General features: G+C 41.6%; 19 protein-coding genes. 3 read left to right on the forward strand and 16 right to left on the reverse strand.

The window, feature by feature from the left end; translation table 11 throughout:
- Window positions 1–5: 5 nt before the first annotated feature.
- The 16 genes from traK to ACFOUY_RS17420 form a co-directional block, all read right to left on the reverse strand.
- On the reverse strand, window positions 6–626 hold the full coding sequence (gene traK / locus ACFOUY_RS17345; protein WP_378962469.1) for a conjugative transposon protein TraK: 621 nt from the start codon (window positions 624–626) through the stop codon (window positions 6–8).
- Between the two features lies 1 nt (window position 627).
- A complete protein-coding gene (locus ACFOUY_RS17350) occupies window positions 628–1,761 on the reverse strand; it encodes a plasmid transfer protein (protein ID WP_378962470.1) in 1,134 nt (377 codons plus the stop codon).
- The gene (locus ACFOUY_RS17355) at window positions 1,758–2,528 is read right to left on the reverse strand and encodes a hypothetical protein (protein WP_378962472.1); all 771 of its coding nucleotides are present in this window, start codon (window positions 2,526–2,528) and stop codon (window positions 1,758–1,760) included. The genes ACFOUY_RS17350 and ACFOUY_RS17355 overlap by 4 nt, the downstream gene beginning before the upstream one ends.
- A gap of 4 nt (window positions 2,529–2,532) precedes the next feature.
- The gene (locus tag ACFOUY_RS17360) at window positions 2,533–3,189 is read right to left on the reverse strand and encodes a hypothetical protein (RefSeq protein WP_378962473.1); all 657 of its coding nucleotides are present in this window, start codon (window positions 3,187–3,189) and stop codon (window positions 2,533–2,535) included.
- 1 nt (window position 3,190) lies between these two features.
- Complete coding sequence (locus ACFOUY_RS17365) at window positions 3,191–3,805, reverse strand: hypothetical protein (RefSeq protein ID WP_378962474.1); 615 nt, start codon at window positions 3,803–3,805, stop codon at window positions 3,191–3,193.
- 38 nt (window positions 3,806–3,843) lie between these two features.
- The gene (locus ACFOUY_RS17370) at window positions 3,844–4,509 is read right to left on the reverse strand and encodes a hypothetical protein (RefSeq protein ID WP_378962475.1); all 666 of its coding nucleotides are present in this window, start codon (window positions 4,507–4,509) and stop codon (window positions 3,844–3,846) included.
- A complete protein-coding gene (locus ACFOUY_RS17375) occupies window positions 4,506–6,944 on the reverse strand; it encodes a TraG family conjugative transposon ATPase (RefSeq protein ID WP_378962476.1) in 2,439 nt (812 codons plus the stop codon). The genes ACFOUY_RS17370 and ACFOUY_RS17375 overlap by 4 nt, the downstream gene beginning before the upstream one ends.
- The gene (locus ACFOUY_RS17380) at window positions 6,941–7,216 is read right to left on the reverse strand and encodes a DUF4133 domain-containing protein (protein ID WP_378962477.1); all 276 of its coding nucleotides are present in this window, start codon (window positions 7,214–7,216) and stop codon (window positions 6,941–6,943) included. Before ACFOUY_RS17380 ends, ACFOUY_RS17375 begins: the two co-directional genes overlap by 4 nt.
- Window positions 7,217–7,228: 12 nt before the next feature.
- The gene (locus tag ACFOUY_RS17385; protein WP_378962479.1) at window positions 7,229–7,615 is read right to left on the reverse strand and encodes a DUF4134 domain-containing protein; all 387 of its coding nucleotides are present in this window, start codon (window positions 7,613–7,615) and stop codon (window positions 7,229–7,231) included.
- Between the two features lie 24 nt (window positions 7,616–7,639).
- On the reverse strand, window positions 7,640–7,942 hold the full coding sequence (locus ACFOUY_RS17390; RefSeq protein ID WP_378962480.1) for a DUF4134 family protein: 303 nt from the start codon (window positions 7,940–7,942) through the stop codon (window positions 7,640–7,642).
- Window positions 7,943–8,263, reverse strand: coding sequence for a hypothetical protein (locus ACFOUY_RS17395; protein ID WP_378962481.1), 321 nt, complete (start codon window positions 8,261–8,263; stop codon window positions 7,943–7,945).
- A gap of 10 nt (window positions 8,264–8,273) precedes the next feature.
- Window positions 8,274–8,894 (reverse strand): P-loop NTPase family protein, encoded by a 621-nt coding sequence (locus ACFOUY_RS17400; protein WP_378962482.1) that lies wholly within the window; start codon window positions 8,892–8,894, stop codon window positions 8,274–8,276.
- 79 nt (window positions 8,895–8,973) lie between these two features.
- Complete coding sequence (locus ACFOUY_RS17405) at window positions 8,974–9,951, reverse strand: relaxase/mobilization nuclease domain-containing protein (protein ID WP_378962483.1); 978 nt, start codon at window positions 9,949–9,951, stop codon at window positions 8,974–8,976.
- Window positions 9,952–9,955: 4 nt separating this feature from the next.
- The gene (locus ACFOUY_RS17410; RefSeq protein WP_378962484.1) at window positions 9,956–10,327 is read right to left on the reverse strand and encodes a hypothetical protein; all 372 of its coding nucleotides are present in this window, start codon (window positions 10,325–10,327) and stop codon (window positions 9,956–9,958) included.
- A gap of 14 nt (window positions 10,328–10,341) precedes the next feature.
- Entirely contained in the window at window positions 10,342–11,289 is a 948-nt protein-coding gene (locus tag ACFOUY_RS17415; protein WP_378962486.1) for a toprim domain-containing protein, read from the reverse strand.
- Window positions 11,290–12,167: 878 nt separating this feature from the next.
- Window positions 12,168–13,007 (reverse strand): RteC domain-containing protein, encoded by an 840-nt coding sequence (locus ACFOUY_RS17420; RefSeq protein ID WP_378962487.1) that lies wholly within the window; start codon window positions 13,005–13,007, stop codon window positions 12,168–12,170.
- 294 nt (window positions 13,008–13,301) lie between these two features.
- Between ACFOUY_RS17420 and ACFOUY_RS17425 the strand changes: the two genes are divergently transcribed.
- From ACFOUY_RS17425 to ACFOUY_RS17435, 3 genes are all read left to right on the forward strand, one after another.
- The gene (locus ACFOUY_RS17425) at window positions 13,302–14,441 is read left to right on the forward strand and encodes a hypothetical protein (RefSeq protein WP_378962488.1); all 1,140 of its coding nucleotides are present in this window, start codon (window positions 13,302–13,304) and stop codon (window positions 14,439–14,441) included.
- A gap of 110 nt (window positions 14,442–14,551) precedes the next feature.
- A complete protein-coding gene (locus ACFOUY_RS17430) occupies window positions 14,552–15,055 on the forward strand; it encodes a cyclic nucleotide-binding domain-containing protein (RefSeq protein WP_378962489.1) in 504 nt (167 codons plus the stop codon).
- A gap of 33 nt (window positions 15,056–15,088) precedes the next feature.
- On the forward strand, window positions 15,089–15,649 hold the full coding sequence (locus tag ACFOUY_RS17435; protein ID WP_378962491.1) for a Crp/Fnr family transcriptional regulator: 561 nt from the start codon (window positions 15,089–15,091) through the stop codon (window positions 15,647–15,649).
- Window positions 15,650–15,755 lie beyond the last annotated feature (106 nt).

Here is a 15,755-nt window from a genome sequence, read left to right on the forward strand (position 1 = left end):
GGTTTTTAGAATTGGTTTTTTTCAACGCTTGAGCGTTCTATATTTTCCAGGGTCTTCCAGGAGGTTATTAGCACCGCGTGGGGATTATGCTCCGAGCGGGCCGGCAGATCCCGCAGGTATCCTTCAGTGAGCAGCGAGCGAATGGTTACCGTACTTTTTCTATCAATCCGCTGGGTTGCGTAGTACTTAAAATATCGCTTTTTTTCATCTAAAAAAATCGAGTCCATCTGTATGGTCAGAACCGCTGAGGAAGAAAGTACGGAGCTGAAAAAACTGCGTTCTTTTAAGTTATTATACTGCTGGACTCCACTCTCATCTATAAGATACATCGCCTGGCGCATCTGCGCTTCAATAAACTGCTCATCAGGGATTAAAGAGAAAAACAGGGAATGAAACCTGGAAATATGGGCCCTGTATTCTGCAGCGCGGTTTAATTCTAAATCTGTCCTGTTCGCCCGGAGTGGGTTTATCCCATCCTGCAGAACATAAATGGATTTTCGTGAATCGCTGACTTGCTTGTAGGCAAAATAAGCTGAACTCAAGGAGATTAAAAGGGCCAGTACAAAACTAGAAAGTGATAAAATTGTAGCCAGGCGTACCTTGGCTTCTATATTTTTTACGATCATTCTACACCCCTCCCACTGCAGCACTTGCCATGCTGGTCATTTTGCTCGCACCGCTACCCATTGCGCTCGCCGCAGAACTTACGCCCGAAGTGCTCACAATCCAGGTGGATATACTCGGCACGGTAAACATGGTCAGCGCACCGATGATAAAAACAATAATCACCATACCAAAAGAGAGTACGCCGTTGGATGCAAACCAGCTAAGCTTTTGAATACTTTCCCCATCATTTTTAAGCAGTTCAGTATAGCGCTGGATTTCTGCCTGGAGTGCATAATGCTGAAAGAGTGAGGCAACATACATCACCAGGTATGCTATCCCTGAATAAAGGCTAACAGAGATAAATCTTGCAATCCATTCGGTGAAGGAGCGCTGAAACCAGGGCAGAATGCTTGCTGCAACTGAAAAAGGCCCAAGGATGATTAGAATCGTTGAAAAAATAATCTGCACGATAAAGATCACATAAACACTTATCCGCAGCAGCCATACCGCGAGGGTTTCCAGAAGTGAACTGGCTAAGAGCTGCAAGCCAACCTGAAGACGGTTGCGCATCTCCACCACTGGGTTCCATACCTCAGCAAAACCTTCTTTAACTGAACTTTTAACAGATTCCCAGGCATTTTCATACCAGGTATCCGCTTCGGTTTTAGCCACTTCGCTACTCGCCTGCAGTTTAAAGAGCTCATCGGCCACATCCACCATCAGTTTTGCCCGCTCTAAGCGCAGATTGTTAATCTCGGCCTGGCTTCCGTCAAAAAGTGCTTCAGTTCTGTTTTCAATCAGCTCCCCTGGAAAGGCGAGCACTTTTGTAAAGGCTGGCCACCATAGAATTACCATCACCAGGCCAAATGGACGCAGCAGGGGCATCACTTCAAGTTTTTTATCGCCAGAGATCATACCATAACTCCTGGAGGCGAAAAAAATGAGCATAAATATCGCACACAGCGCCTGGGCATCCATTAAGAAAACATCATAATGGGTCCAGATGGTATCTTTCATGTTTTTTAAAAAGTGCATCGTGCCTTCCTCGTATACCCCATTTCCCTGCAAAAAGTTAAAGGTATCTTTAAAGGAATCGGTTACTCCATTGGCCTGCAAAAGAGGCTGAATCAGCCCTAAAGTAAAATAGCTTTTCATAATTTTGAATTTTTGATTACCTGGTCTGCGATTTCGATATCGCTCATTTTCTTTCGTTTTATGGATTGATTTCTATTTAAAATCTTTTCGAAGAGCACTTTATTTTGCAGCATGGATTTAGACAGCCGCTTTTTGTCTTCCCAGCCGGCCAGAAGCTTTCGGTATTCTAAAAGCAACCGGTGGTAATAAAGAATTCTCGAACCCCGCTCCATATTGGCACCCCTGGCTACCTGGAGCCTTTGGCGAAGCTGAGCGTGCTGCTGCTGGTACCAGCTGATATATCCAGATTGCTCGAGGTAACCCACCTCCTTATCTGATAGTCCCTGCAGGCTGTTTTCGGGAAATGCCCCTAGAGGGGAAAGTGCTGATGAATAATAAAGGATCCACAGGGGATCTGCATCAGCTAAAACTGCGGAATGGGTAAAAAGATTCGAGAGCGCGGTTTGCCGGATGCTGTCTGAGTGAAGTTTATGATTTTCCTCTGCCGTACTCATCGCTATCGACAGCGCTATTCTAACGCTTTGCGGCCCTAGTGGCGATAAGGGCCGAAGATCATTATCTGGATAATTCGGATGCAGGCCCCAGGTTATCCAGTAAAGTGGATTAAGTCCCAAAAAGCCCGCCTTAGGGGTGAATTTATCTTCATCCCAGGACTTAAAAACCATGCGTTCCTGTTGATTTACGATATGTTCATCATGGATGTTTTGCTGCGCGTTAGCGCCTGAAAAAACGACCAGGCAACTAAAAAGCAATATAAATAATCTCATTTTTTTAAGGTTTATAACGGCTGATGATTTGCTCAACCATTCGTTTATCAATGTTTAGGAAATCTTTAAATGGGTTGAGCTGATACAGTAATGAGCGCTGAGCGGCCCAAAACATACTTTTTCTCATTGAAAACACCAGTGAACGAATGAGGCGAAGCTCCAGGGAAATTTTCCGCAGTAGCGCATCCCGTTTCTCCGCATTCATCAAAAGATCAGCTTTCTCGGCCAGTATATTTTCAGATACCTGGGTAAGTAAATTTATGCCGCGGGTTTTGAGCTGCTGAGCAAACCGCTCAGCAAAAAGGAGCAGCTCTGGCCGGGTAGAAGCATAGGATACCAGCTCACTACTCTGCTGATAAATCTCAGCAAGCAATGCGGCGATATCCTGCGCCATTAGTCCTGATTTCAATCCCTGGTCTACCTGGGTTAGCGAGCTGAAAATTAATTGCTCGGTTAGCACCAGCGAGCCGATGTTAATTTCTATATCATTCAAACCCGCCTTAATCCGGTCATAATTAGACTGCAGGGCGAGTTCAGCGGAGAGCCTGACCAGGCCATTTTGGTTGACGATAGAAAAATGTTCCCTATCAAAAATAATCTGCTGGGCGCGGGCGCAATTAAGCAAAGAAAGAAAAGCTGCTAAGAGGAAGATTTTTTTCATCTCATTTGTTGTTAAGTTGTTTAATTTTTGAGAGTATATCCCTTGAAATCTGCTTATCGCGTTCAAACATGTCCGATAGTCCCCTGGTATTGTTTACATCCAAAGCATGAAGTGCCTGAAGAGTTCTTTTTAGTCCCGAAAGTACCTGCGAAATCGCGCGAAGTTCGCTCACAACAAAATCTGTTAGCATCGCTCTATCAGATCTGGACATCGCTCCGAGCTCACCGCTGCTTAAGGCAAGGCCATACATATAGCGCAGAAGCAGCTGGGCGCGGTCCACCAGGTCAGCCTGGGTTTCTATCGACAGCAAGGCCAAGGCTGGTTTGCTCAAGCAAAGCGAGATGATGGTGCTCTGATCAGCAGAAATCTGCTTAAGCAGGGGAAGCGCCTCCATTCCGATTTGCAACGTTTCGATTCCCATACCTACTGCAGAAAATTTCTTTCTCAAGTCCTGGTAAGTGGTTTTGAGCTTTCCAGCCTGGAGCGCATTTAAATTTTCAACCCCACTGGAGATTGCCTGCTTATCTCTCAGATTAATCTGCCTGGAATGTTCGGATTTACTGTTATCAATGAGCTGATGGAGTAAAGCAACATTTATCTGCGCAGGGCAAAGCATGCTACATAGTAACGCGCAAAGCAACAACACCACGCATCTCATCGCTTTAATAGTTTACTTTTAAAAATAACATCCCGGGCGATTAGTTTATCTGAGTTGATGAACCTGGAGTATGGATTTACCGAATTCCAGAAACCCCTCACCTTTGCCCAGTACATAACCCTGTAAATCCCGTAAATTACGCCCCTGAGGATGGATAATTCTGTGACAATATGGTTTAATAGCTTCGCACGTTCCCCCGAATCCATCAGGTTTTCAGCCGAAGAATTCAGCACAAAACTGCCCACCTGAGCAGATAAGCGCATTGCTCTGGAATAAAATTCATCTGCGCCCCCCTGCGCAAAAAGCAGGAGCGCGGGATTACTCGAAGCGGTCTCCACTGCCCGTCTACCGTCAGCTAATATATCCTGAGTGATTTCATTAATATCTTTGATGGCAAGCAGTGAGCTAACTGCAGAAGATACCGTGGTTAAACCGCGGAAGATTCTGCTCTGCAGCTGGTTTGCGATAGCGAGCTCGCCGCTAACTGAGAGCTGGGCCCGCTCTAATAAGGTGAGTTTATTATTAGAGGTATTCAACTGAGAATTGATGAGTACCGATTGAGAGGCCATGGCGGCAGAAGTACTCGGATCGATGTAAATCTGGGCCAGGCTACAAGAGCCAGTTACCGCGATAAAAAACGCGGTTAAAAATAAATTTTTCATAATGATTTTTTTAAAAGAACCTGATTAATGAATTGATTTAGCGGGACTGCTGATTGCTCAAAATCTTTGATAAATTCATCTAAAGCGATTCTATAATCGCCATAGCTGCTCAAGTAATATTCCAGGGCGAGCTTTTCGGGTTTCTCTGTTGAAAAAGTCATATACTGCCGCAGTGAAACCTCTACCCCATATACTTCCCCGCTTAATCCGCGTTTGATATAGACTTCTTTAAAGCGGCTACGATGCCGCTTGTTATCAAGCTGGTTAATGGTAAAAATTTTCTTTTGCTCCTGTTCACTGAGCGAGAGCAGCGCAGCGACTTTCGCGTAATCCCCCTGAAACTTACCCTGATCGAGCAGGCAGATGGTATCAGAATTTGCAATGATGCTGTTTTTGACTGTGGGGCTGGAAATAATATCCTCTAATTCCTGCGTGACCACTATTGCCTCGCCATAAAATTTTCTTACTGTTTTATACATGTAAACCAGATAAGAGGCCATCAGTTCCGATGCGATCGCTTTCCAGGCTTCCTCTAGAATCAGTGCTTTTCGCTGACTATGACGCAACCTCATTTTCTGCAGAAAAACATCCATAATTATAAGGGTGACAATGGGAAAAAGCACTTTATGCTCCCGGATGGAGTCAATTTCAAAGACGATGAATTTTTCAGTTAACAGCGATGCATCGGTGGAAAGATTCAGCAAATCCCCAAATTCCTCCCCCTTGCAGAATTTACGCAATACAAAGCGGTAAGCATCGAGTTCGAATGCAATCCCGTCCTGCTGCGCTATCTCTTTAATGCGCTTCACTGAATAGTGATAAAATGTATCGAAGTTCAGCACTGAAGGAATCTCTGCTGCAAAATGCGAGGCATAAAATGAGGAGATCACACTGGAAATTACGCTATCCTCTACCGCTGAAACTTCTCCCTGGACGCCTTTAAAAAGCAGGAATATCAGCGTTTTTATAAAGTCACGCTTTTCAATGTTATATTCTGACTTTGAAAATGCGAAGGGATTCATCGTGATGGGATGCTGCTCGGAATAGCTCAGATACCTTCCCTTATGATAAGTGCAAAGGCCGCTGTAAGAATGGCCGGTATCCACAATCACCACATCCATATTGTATAGCAAATACTGTTCAACCAGGCTATTCATAAAAAATGACTTGCCTGAGCCAGAGCCGCCAAGCACGAATTTCGAGCGGTTTGCTATCCGTCCACTTTGCATCGGTAAATCCGATAGGTCAATAGAGATTGGTATCCCGTGCCTGTCTGTGAAACGGATTAAAAAATTGGATTCCTCGCTTTTCTGAAAGCATTCCTTGAACATTAAACACACTGCGGCCCGGCTGGGCATTAAAACCAAATCGTAGTTTTTTATCGCTGTAGCATTCGCTGGAAGGGATGCTTTGAATATTTCCAGCTGGTTATAGGCATTTCTGGAAGGAATGATACCAAGGGAAAACAGGGAAGACTCGATGTAATTGGAAGCCTCACTGATTCTATCTTTGCTGGCCGATACGATAATATTGAAGTGCACATGTATTAATAGCTGGCTGTCTCTGGCTACTTCAGCCAGCAAGGCAGAAATATCTTCCACACACAAGCGGTTAGCCGCATCAGGTATACCTGCATGCCTTTTTTGCTTTAAGCTAAGAGCGGACAGAATAACGCTCTGGGCAGGAATGGAAATAATCTGGCTGTAGATGATGCATTCATATGCGGGTACCTGATGCAAAAAAGACAGGTTATCGGTCGCAAAATCCCGCAAACCATTCCCATCGTTTTTTTTCTGATAACTGCTGAAATAGGAAGGCAGCTCCATTTTATCGGTATCAATTAGCGAAATACACCTCAGCGAAGAATCCCCGATATCAATTTGGTTATTCTGAACAGAAAAATTATTTCGCCTGATGTTGGCTGAAGAAAAATCCATGACTAAAATCCTACCGATCAGGCGGTCAATCGCCTCCCGTTTTAGAATATCCGGATACAATGCCCCTTCAGCCAAGGTGTCATGAACCTTGGTTACTACATTTTTAAAGTTTAGCAGTGTTTTTTCGTTATGAACATAAAATCTGGAGCGGTCAACCTTTCTGGTTATGGTGAGGTAAGTTAAAAGCGTACACTTTCTGCGTCCCTGAAAGTGAGCATCATATGCCCTTTGTAAATATTCCTCGCTTTTCTTAGGGGCGTATTCGCTGGCTACAAAAACATCCTGTTTGATGAGCATGTGCCCCTCTCCGAGTATTTTTATAATTTTTAGTAGCAGTTCATGATAGCGCGTATACCCACTTTCATCGGCAGAAAGCTCCGTAACTGCATTGGTGATTTGAATGATCACTGAAAAATCCCCTTTAGCAGTATAAAGTAAATCCAGTCCCTGATAGTTGTCATAGCCAATATAAGGCAGCTCAAAAATTTTGGCACTCATAATCTTAACCTATTTTGATGAACGAATAAACCCAGTTCTCTTTTTTTATTGTGCAGTCCAGATTTTTGCCGGTAGAGGGTGAGAAAAAACCCACCTCCACCAAGCAAGGCACTGACAGACAGCCCGAAATACATATTAGAGGCCGTACCAATTATCCCGCCCAGAAAAAGTCCACCGATTAACGAGCTAATCCCCCAGCCGATAAACTTTCCCTTTAAGCCCCGATAGCTTAAGGGCTGCTCTAGTCCTTTGTAGATAGGATAGCGTTCCATAAGCTAGTCCACTTAAACCCCGAAGAAGGCTTTAATCACGACCGATACCAGCACTAAAAAAATGCAGGACCCTCCCCAGCTCATCACCTCCTTGCTGATATCCCTGTCACCAGAATTCCACTTGATGTAGACCATTATTCCACCGATTATACCAACCACCGCCCCTATTGCCAGTGTTAGTGTCGACACCGGATCGATGTAGCTTGTCAGGGTTGAAGTTGCGGCATTGATTCCCGTGGTTCCTCCGCCAGCCTGGCCATAAGCTGCTGCGGATAGCATGCCCACCCCTAAGGTGAGCATCAAATTTTTTGTTAGTTTTCTCATATGTATAAAATTATTTTTAATGGTTATCAAGCTATCATGATTTTCTTCATTGGTGTTTGTGGTTGGAAAAATCATGATGGTTTCATATTGTTTTTGATTTTAAAGTCCGAATACCCCGCGAAGAAATACCCCGCAGAGGCTTAAAAAAATGCAGGAGAATAGCCAGCCGGCAACCTGCCGGTCGATGTGATGGCGGCCACCTTGCCAATTGGCATAAACACGCAAGCCCCCCAGAAGCCCTGAAATTGCGCCAACCACCATCGCTAAATCTGAAAGGGAAAAGTACTGTTGCTTGATTTGGCTGGTGGCCTGGGAAAATTCTGAAAGACCGGGGACCTGGGCAGCCGAATAGATAGCAGTCGCTAGCAGGCTTGCGAAAATTAAAAAGCGAATCGTTTTCATTTAGAGCATTCTTTTGGTGCATTCAATGAGTTCCTGGGATGCAGCTTGCATAAGCTGCTCGAATCGCTGTTCCCCTGAGCTTCCAGTCTCTCCGGAACTTAAAAGTTCAGGCACCGAAAGTTCAGAATGCTCAGCGGCCCCTGCCGAGTAAACTTCGATTGGCAGCTCCGGGTTTTCGACCTGATAATTCACGCCAGCATCGGCTGAATCCTCACTTGATCCGATTTTTTTTCCGCTCAGGGTGAAATCTATTAGAAAATTAAAGGCGTAATAAAAGAAATAAGCGAGCGCCAGGTAGATGGTAAAATTTGTCCAGCTCATGATTTATGATTTAGGGGTTAAATAAGTATTGATTACAAAGCAGCTCCAGTGCGGGTGCAAGCTGAAAAAGACAAGCCGGTGGCAGGCCCATACTTCTAGGGTTCATCATTGCAGGAACTGTTGGAATTGCTGCTGAAAGTTGCCCAATCGAGCGGAGCATCTCCTGATTCTCCCAAAGCTCCTCAGGGAATTCATCGGGTGCATGCATGTTGGGCAAAAAGATGGATTTCGAGTGGCATGCGAATCTTTTGATAAGCAAAGAAAAGCCAGTAGCCGCGTGCAGGGCGATGAGCTCATAGCGAAAGGGAATAATAAAGCGGTCAATCTGTTCGAGTACTACATGCAGGCTCTTTTCACCGAATGTTTTGGGGATATCAAGTAATATGATGCTATCTTCTCCCATTAATCTGCCGATCAAAACAGGTGCTTTAGCTATATCTGATCGAAAAAATTCGAAGGGTAATTGCTCTTTTAAAAGTAATGAGCGGTTGTAAAGCAAATCTAAAGTGCCCTGCAGACTAAGGTCAATTAGGTAAACTGTTTTCGTGCCGCCAGATAGGTAATGCGCTAAGAGCATTAGTAAGCTGCTGCAACCACAGCCTCCCTTTAGGTTACTGCTTGAGATGATCATAAAATTATAGTTTAGTGAATAGCGCTGCATGAACTGCTCATTCGCGCTGCCGGAATCTGAATGCCTAAAAAATTTGATATTATCTGGAGTAGCTTTTAGCCCTGAAGATTCCTGTCGTATTTTCTCCTGTTAGCCGGCCAAGTTCCATTAATTGTGAGCCCTGAATCACCAGGTGATTCTTATGGTCGATAGCGGTGAAACCACTTATTGCCTTTTGTTTGAAATGATAGAGTATTTCCAGGCCATAGTGATTTAAAAGGTAATCTGAAAGATCAGAACGAAAACCAGTTAACCGCTTAGCAAATTGGTGAGCGAGCGGCTGATAAAGGGGAAAGCAGGTATTATCCTTTAAGTTTAATGCTAAATTTATTGCAAGCCTAATTTCTTCAATTACTGCCTCGCTGGGCGCCTGAGATATTATCATACGCTCAATTTTTCCTTCGCTCATCTTTAAAAAAGTTCTTCCGTATTTACGCACGATAAATTGATTAGCTGCAGTATAGCTCGTATAGCCTTTAAGCCGAAGCAAACTGGAAAACTGAGCAAGCGAAGAAAATTTATAATCAAGCAGCGGCGATACATCAGCTGTGAAAACCGCTTTCACATCAATACCAAGTAACTTATTTACCGCATCAATTGCCCTGATTCTATTAAAACTATCGGAAATTTTCTTTCCCGATGGCATAATGCTGGTGGATACGATGTGGACATGGTTATTTTTGGTATCGGAATGGAAAAATAGTAAGTAAGGCTGACTGGCATAGCCCATCTCCCGCAGCCACCTTTCAGCAAAATCTTTTAAACCCTCACTGGAAATTAATTTTCCTTTGACTGAAAGTACAGCGTGAAACTGGGCATACCAGCTTTTACGGCTTAATGAGGAAACCGCGCCCAGATAATGTTCAAAATCAGCACTAACTGGATTAGTAAATGCATGTAGAATTCCAAAATTCTTATAAACCATAAGCTCTGCATCCCCGCTCTCAACCTTATTCATGTTGTATTGTACCGCTGGAAATCCAATAGAGGTGGTAAAAAGCTTTACGACAATGTCCATTTTTTTATTTCCTTTGTTCTATTCTGATTAGTAACCTTCGTATCTGCAACTCTAATCTCTGCTGATGGGAAAGGTAGCGCTCAATAATTTCCTTAATTGCGCAAGATGAATCGTTCTCCCTTTGGGCGCTCGAATCTTCAAAATACTTTTTTAGCTGTGAATTAATGCTGGTTATATCCAGGCCAATTTCATTCAAAAGCAACATGAGTTTTGAAGGGTTGATGTTGAGTAGCCTGGGATCAAGCAATCTGCTTCTCAAAAGATCAGACATAGTGAGGCCTAACTGGAGGCGAAGCTCGGTTAGCTTTTGCATTTCCTTATCATTTAAATAGCACTTCACTATGTTAGCCCGTTTAAGTTCCTTACGAGTTTTCATACCTGATTGTTAAATTATCGAACTGGACCTTTTCTGAGCTCATCGGCCGATGAGTTTAAATATTTACCCTCAGATAATAGGTTTTGCAATTTTTCATTAAAATCGTTATAGCCTGCGTAAAACCCGGATCCATCAGTTGAACCAGGTATAATCGATAAAGCTTCTGCCGTCGCTTTTCGGCCTGCCTTGTCGTGGTCGAAAAATAACTCAACCACGGCAAAGGTTTTAGCCCGTTCCAGGGCAGGGTTCAAAAAGGAAAGCGTGTTAAGGATAAGTGCAGAGGAAGGCTCGCCGGGAAAAAGTTTCTTCCAGCTCAAAAAGTCCATCATGCCTTCAAAGAGATTTATCTTAGAATCATTTCCGGCAATGAAGCTCATTGCTTTTTTATCCAGACATCCCTTGAAATTCATGCTGCGTACTTCCCAGCCATTTAGCTCATTCTGCCAAGCGGCGGCGAACACTTCTCTTCTAGAATTATCCTGCAGTTTTATGCTGTAATAAAGTTCTTTTAGGTGGCCTTGAGCAACTTCAAAAATCCCTCTTGATTTTAAGTAATTGGTGATTGAGGTATTACTGCCAAGCGGCTTAACCTCTCTGATGATGTAGCTTGGTTCCCGCATCAAAAGGGAAGTTTGCTTTACCCCTTGAGCTCTGTTAATTGGTTCACCCGGCAATTGACCGCTAAGTTTTAGAAGTTCATTAATCGCATCCTTGAAGGGAAGATTTGACCAGTAGGATATCGCAAACTCAATTACCGAACCTCCTTTACCCATGCCATGATCATACCAGAGGCCAGATTTCTCATTGACGCAGAACGATGGCGAAGAATCGTTCTCTCTGAGCATGGATAAGTAGAATAATTCTCCTCCACTTTTTCTCAAAGGCTCATAGCCCAACAATTTCAAAATATTAACCAGGTCAGTAGATTCCCGGATATTAACGAGATCAAATTTTGTGTCCATAATTCTGAATTGATTGTGTTTGCAGCTGATAACTTTTATCTAATGTTATGTTTATAGAGAATTGTAATCTATATCCTTTGGGTTTTTCTTGCCCTCAAGGTATTCGGATTTAGAGGCCTATCGCGAAAAAATGCAAATGGATTAACCAAATCTCCTAGCCTATACAAAGGTTATCTGGAGATAATCGTTACCTTATACTTAAAGATCAATGTCACTGATGATAAAATATATGCCCATCAATCCGTTTAGGGGGGGGATTTTACGGAGGCAATGCTCACCAGTAAAAAACAAACTCACCCGTCTACATTTCGCCACCCCTTATAATACAGTCAACAGGAAAATAAAAAAAACGAAATATAAAGGCACAAAAAAAGGGGCCAATTGCCCCTTTAAATATCGAAGCCCAAAAGAAGAGCTTTTATATATAGCAAAATTCGGAACTACTCGCGTCGACTTCTACAAGCCGGACTCTCGTCTGCCAATGCGCTTTCGCCTTTTTGACGTAATCTCAAAGCTTCGCAAAATTTCCCACTGTCTGCGGGATAATGTTTCATTCCTAAATGTCAAAGACCAACTCTTTTGTTAGCCCAAAATTCCATATGTATTTAAAATATAGTTGACACTTCTAAAAAGGTGTTAAAGATTTTTTATATCTCAAAAACAGAAAAAATAACTTTAATCCGCTATCAAAAAACGGGGGCTGAGACACAAAGTTTCTTTGATGACTAAGCTATCAGCATTTTCAAGCCTTTAAATCATATATCTTTAGGTAATTTTTTACACTTTCTTTCCCATTTTGGAAATACTTTCAAAGTTTTTTTATCTTAAAAAAACTTTTTTACCTAGATATTATACCTAATTCTCATAATCATTTCGAGCTATCGGCCGTGTTTTGCAGCAATGTGATCATTAATTGCATTTCGCATACTATCCAGATAATAGGTGTATCCTTTGCTTTTTCGTCTTGTGATGTCGATAAATTTTCGGTAAACAACACCTAAATCAACATTTAAGGTCCGTTCAAGAACATCAACGACCTGTGATATATCTGCTTTGCCATCATTCAAAGATCCCATGAAATATATGCCGTAAGCAAGTTCAACTAGCTTAATTTTGTCATCCGTCCAGTGAAGCTCTGAACCTTTAGCCAGGAAACGAAAAACTGAAGATTCAGGATCACTGTAAATTAATCGTATTCTGGTCAAAAGGAATTCTTTCAGGAGCTTGTATGCTCTGAACTTGGCGAAAATATAATCGCCTTTTGTTTCAAATTCACCAGAGAGAATTTTCGCTTCGAGGCTGTCATAATTACGACGAAGAAAATAATCTTTATCAAGCGCCACCTGACCACCAAGATAGTAATGGTACAAAAACTGGTTCTGGTCAAAGTAGCGTTGCAGAAAATCAATCTCTTTGACATAGTAATTCCTAACTCTATCAGAAGTATCAACAGGAATATTGTCAATGATATTATATTGTTCGACCAGGAAAATTTTCCAGCTGTAAAACTTTGGTTTAGTAACCTTAAAAAATTGAACCTCTTCATCGTCGCTGGCAAAGCCGATGCTCTTGACCAAAGAGTGTATATGGATAATTGCGCTTTCGATAATAGTAAGCGAGGAAGAAAGCCGCTGCAGATTGGTAACAGGCTCCGCTTTATCTTGATGAAGTTTGGAGGTCATCTCCAGATAAATTTTTTCACATTGAGTGCTTAACATAGACTTAGGTTTAAGGGTTGACAATTGAAATCAAACCTGCCAGAGTTACCGCAGGAATGATTGCAAATTGAAGTTATGATGGGATAAAATCAAGTTGCCAAATGGTTGCATTGTATATTAACCCCCTATGGCTTTATTGACAGGGACATAAAAATTACGACTTATAAATTCAAATAGGCCTGTCGATTTAAGTCTGTCAGGTTAATTTCCCTGTTGATGTAACCTCAGAAACTGCCCGTGTAAAAAGCTTCTCATAGCAGTTTATTGCTAATAAATTGAATAAAAAATCAAGCTATGAATTACCAATTTATCTATTTCGAAGAGCATTTTCAAAGCCTTAAAGCAAAAACAAGTTTTTCCAAAAACTTTACTCAGGAGTCAACTAAGAACTTAGAACGGGAGTTTCAGAGATTAACTAAAATGTTTAAGGATATTTCTATTGACCTTAACAGTCAGGAAAAGATAAAATCTTACATGAATTTCCACCAGCAAAACCTTACCCTATTAATGGACCAGGTTAGTAGAGAGATTTTTGAAGCCAGTGATGCCAAGGAAAAAAATCTGACCATTGTGCCTTTAAAAAACCTATTGGGAAATTTGGAAAATATCTTGGAATGGATGCAAACTTCCTTTCCAAAAATCTTCAACAGGGAAGACAACGTTCCGATTTCAATATTACTGCTTGAAAAAAAGAAAATTCAGAACCAGTTGGAATTAATTGTTGGTGAAGTTTTGAATAATTACCACAGCGTTGAGTTAGTAAATTTAATCACATCGGTTTTAAACCCTGAAAAAATCTGCTGCTTTAGAGAGCTTGATTATTGGCAGTCCGCCGGCCAAACCGTTTATGAAATACTAGTTAAAAATGATAAATCTGATGAGTTTGGCCTACTTAAAGCCTTGCTCGAGATTGGTATAAATCACAAGGAACTCTATATACATACATGCAGCTATATATCGCAACAAGTCGAAACACATGAAACTTTGAGCGAACGAATAAATACCGTTTGCATGTACCGGAAGCAAATCCGGCAAATTTTTACAATGGCGAAGAACATGCAGTTTCCTGGATCGCCAAGCGCAATCAAGGGTGTAAAAAAGTTTCTTAAAGAAGAATTGCTTTCATTGAGAGCAATGGAATTTATCAACCATGAAATTGAAGAAGCAGGCATTATGAATGCAAATTACAAGGTATCCTTTTCGGTAAAGCAGTTAGCTTTTTTTGTGCACCTGCAAATGGAGACAGGAATTATAATCTGGCAAAGGGCGAAATTTGCACACCAATATATTGCGAGGCATTTCAGTACAGTCGAGCGAGATTCTATTTCAGAGAAAAGTGCAAGAAACGCACATTATAATCATGCTAGCGAGGATATCAAAAGAGTAATATTAAAACTAGGTGAGATGCTGGCACTCGCGCAGGATCGCTACTGAAAATAGCGGAAATAGCGAAAAACGATGTTTGAGTGGGGGGTTGCACTGTCAGTTAATTTCTGCAACTTGACAAATTTTTAGAAACGCCGTTCTTTATCCCTAAAAAGATCATGAACGTTCAAAATTATCTAGAGAATTTAAATGCTTTAAATCCACTCTCACCAGGACTCCGAGCATATTTTGACACGATTGCGGAAACTATTGCCTACAAAAAAGGGCAAAAAATGTCTTTAGCTGAAAAAGGACGCTACTTTTTCCCATTCCTTGCCTCTGGAGCTATTAAGCTATATGCAAAAGTTGGGGAGAACAGCCAAAAGGGGAACTCATTTACATATTCCCCGAGTGAATTTCTTTATCATATAGTCTCACCTATGGAAGATCCCAACAACAAATTTTACTGGGACATTCTTGAAGACGTTGAGATAATTGCAATTAGCGAAAAACATTACTCCAGCATTTTGAAACACTTTTTTGATGCTTACAAGCTCAATTTAGAATTTACGCAAATGCATTTTAATTCCCTACTAAATAATATGGCATATAATACTATAACCAATGGAAAGCCTTCACGGCCTAATGGGCAATTAGACGAACCAAAAGATAAAGGCGAGTAAAAATATCAGCACTAACTATCAATTATTTAAATTATGCTACTCATAGAAAAACTTCGAAGTTTACAGAATGCAAATGCAGAGATTATAGATCAGATTGCAGAAAGCTTCATACCAAAAACCTTTAATAAAGGCTTGTTATTAAGTACCCCAGAATATTCACATCCCGTTCTTTATTATGTAGAGAATGGGCTGGCGCGAGGATATTTCCTGCACGAGGGCAAAGAGAACACTTCATGGATCATTGAAAGTGGTTTCATTTTGCCCTCGACTTCTTTCTTTGCGAAAACCTCATCTGCAGAGCATATCAGTTTCATTTCCGATAGCATAGGCTATTCAATGAATCTATCACTCATAGATGATTTTGCGAAGGTTGACCCAACATTTTATCGAATATTACTCGAAATATATGAAGAGGATATTCATTTGAGAATCCAACGTGAAAGGATGCTTAGAATCAGACATGCCGAAACCCGTTTCCTCCATTCTCAAAAGGAATATCCCGAGCTTATATATCTTCCCATACACAATATTATTGCCTCGTTTTTAAATATTGAGTCCAAATACTTCTTTAAGATTAAACGAAAGTATCGGTAGAAATACCAAAAGTGTCTTTTGCGAACATTTAAAGATTAAAATTCTATTTGATCTGTGGTGCAAAAAGAGTGAAAAATACCAAATTCGGGTAGTGCATATTATTTCC

This window comes from Pedobacter jamesrossensis (genome assembly GCF_042650905.1).
In the GTDB taxonomy this organism is placed as follows: domain Bacteria; phylum Bacteroidota; class Bacteroidia; order Sphingobacteriales; family Sphingobacteriaceae; genus Pedobacter; species Pedobacter jamesrossensis.

Bases quoted from the DNA above. Each gene is read 5' to 3' on its own strand.
- traK (WP_378962469.1), bottom strand. From the start codon at position 626: ATGATCGTAAAAAATATAGAAGCCAAGGTACGCCTGGCTACAATTTTA.
- ACFOUY_RS17350 (WP_378962470.1), bottom strand. From the start codon at position 1,761: ATGAAAAGCTATTTTACTTTAGGGCTGATTCAGCCTCTTTTGCAGGCC.
- ACFOUY_RS17355 (WP_378962472.1), bottom strand. From the start codon at position 2,528: ATGAGATTATTTATATTGCTTTTTAGTTGCCTGGTCGTTTTTTCAGGC.
- ACFOUY_RS17360 (WP_378962473.1), bottom strand. From the start codon at position 3,189: ATGAAAAAAATCTTCCTCTTAGCAGCTTTTCTTTCTTTGCTTAATTGC.
- ACFOUY_RS17365 (WP_378962474.1), bottom strand. From the start codon at position 3,805: ATGCTTTGCCCTGCGCAGATAAATGTTGCTTTACTCCATCAGCTCATT.
- ACFOUY_RS17370 (WP_378962475.1), bottom strand. From the start codon at position 4,509: ATGAAAAATTTATTTTTAACCGCGTTTTTTATCGCGGTAACTGGCTCT.
- ACFOUY_RS17375 (WP_378962476.1), bottom strand. From the start codon at position 6,944: ATGAGTGCCAAAATTTTTGAGCTGCCTTATATTGGCTATGACAACTAT.
- ACFOUY_RS17380 (WP_378962477.1), bottom strand. From the start codon at position 7,216: ATGGAACGCTATCCTATCTACAAAGGACTAGAGCAGCCCTTAAGCTAT.
- ACFOUY_RS17385 (WP_378962479.1), bottom strand. From the start codon at position 7,615: ATGATTTTTCCAACCACAAACACCAATGAAGAAAATCATGATAGCTTG.
- ACFOUY_RS17390 (WP_378962480.1), bottom strand. From the start codon at position 7,942: ATGAAAACGATTCGCTTTTTAATTTTCGCAAGCCTGCTAGCGACTGCT.
- ACFOUY_RS17395 (WP_378962481.1), bottom strand. From the start codon at position 8,263: ATGAGCTGGACAAATTTTACCATCTACCTGGCGCTCGCTTATTTCTTT.
- ACFOUY_RS17400 (WP_378962482.1), bottom strand. From the start codon at position 8,894: ATGATCATCTCAAGCAGTAACCTAAAGGGAGGCTGTGGTTGCAGCAGC.
- ACFOUY_RS17405 (WP_378962483.1), bottom strand. From the start codon at position 9,951: ATGGACATTGTCGTAAAGCTTTTTACCACCTCTATTGGATTTCCAGCG.
- ACFOUY_RS17410 (WP_378962484.1), bottom strand. From the start codon at position 10,327: ATGAAAACTCGTAAGGAACTTAAACGGGCTAACATAGTGAAGTGCTAT.
- ACFOUY_RS17415 (WP_378962486.1), bottom strand. From the start codon at position 11,289: ATGGACACAAAATTTGATCTCGTTAATATCCGGGAATCTACTGACCTG.
- ACFOUY_RS17420 (WP_378962487.1), bottom strand. From the start codon at position 13,007: ATGTTAAGCACTCAATGTGAAAAAATTTATCTGGAGATGACCTCCAAA.
- ACFOUY_RS17425 (WP_378962488.1), top strand. From the start codon at position 13,302: ATGAATTACCAATTTATCTATTTCGAAGAGCATTTTCAAAGCCTTAAA.
- ACFOUY_RS17430 (WP_378962489.1), top strand. From the start codon at position 14,552: ATGAACGTTCAAAATTATCTAGAGAATTTAAATGCTTTAAATCCACTC.
- ACFOUY_RS17435 (WP_378962491.1), top strand. From the start codon at position 15,089: ATGCTACTCATAGAAAAACTTCGAAGTTTACAGAATGCAAATGCAGAG.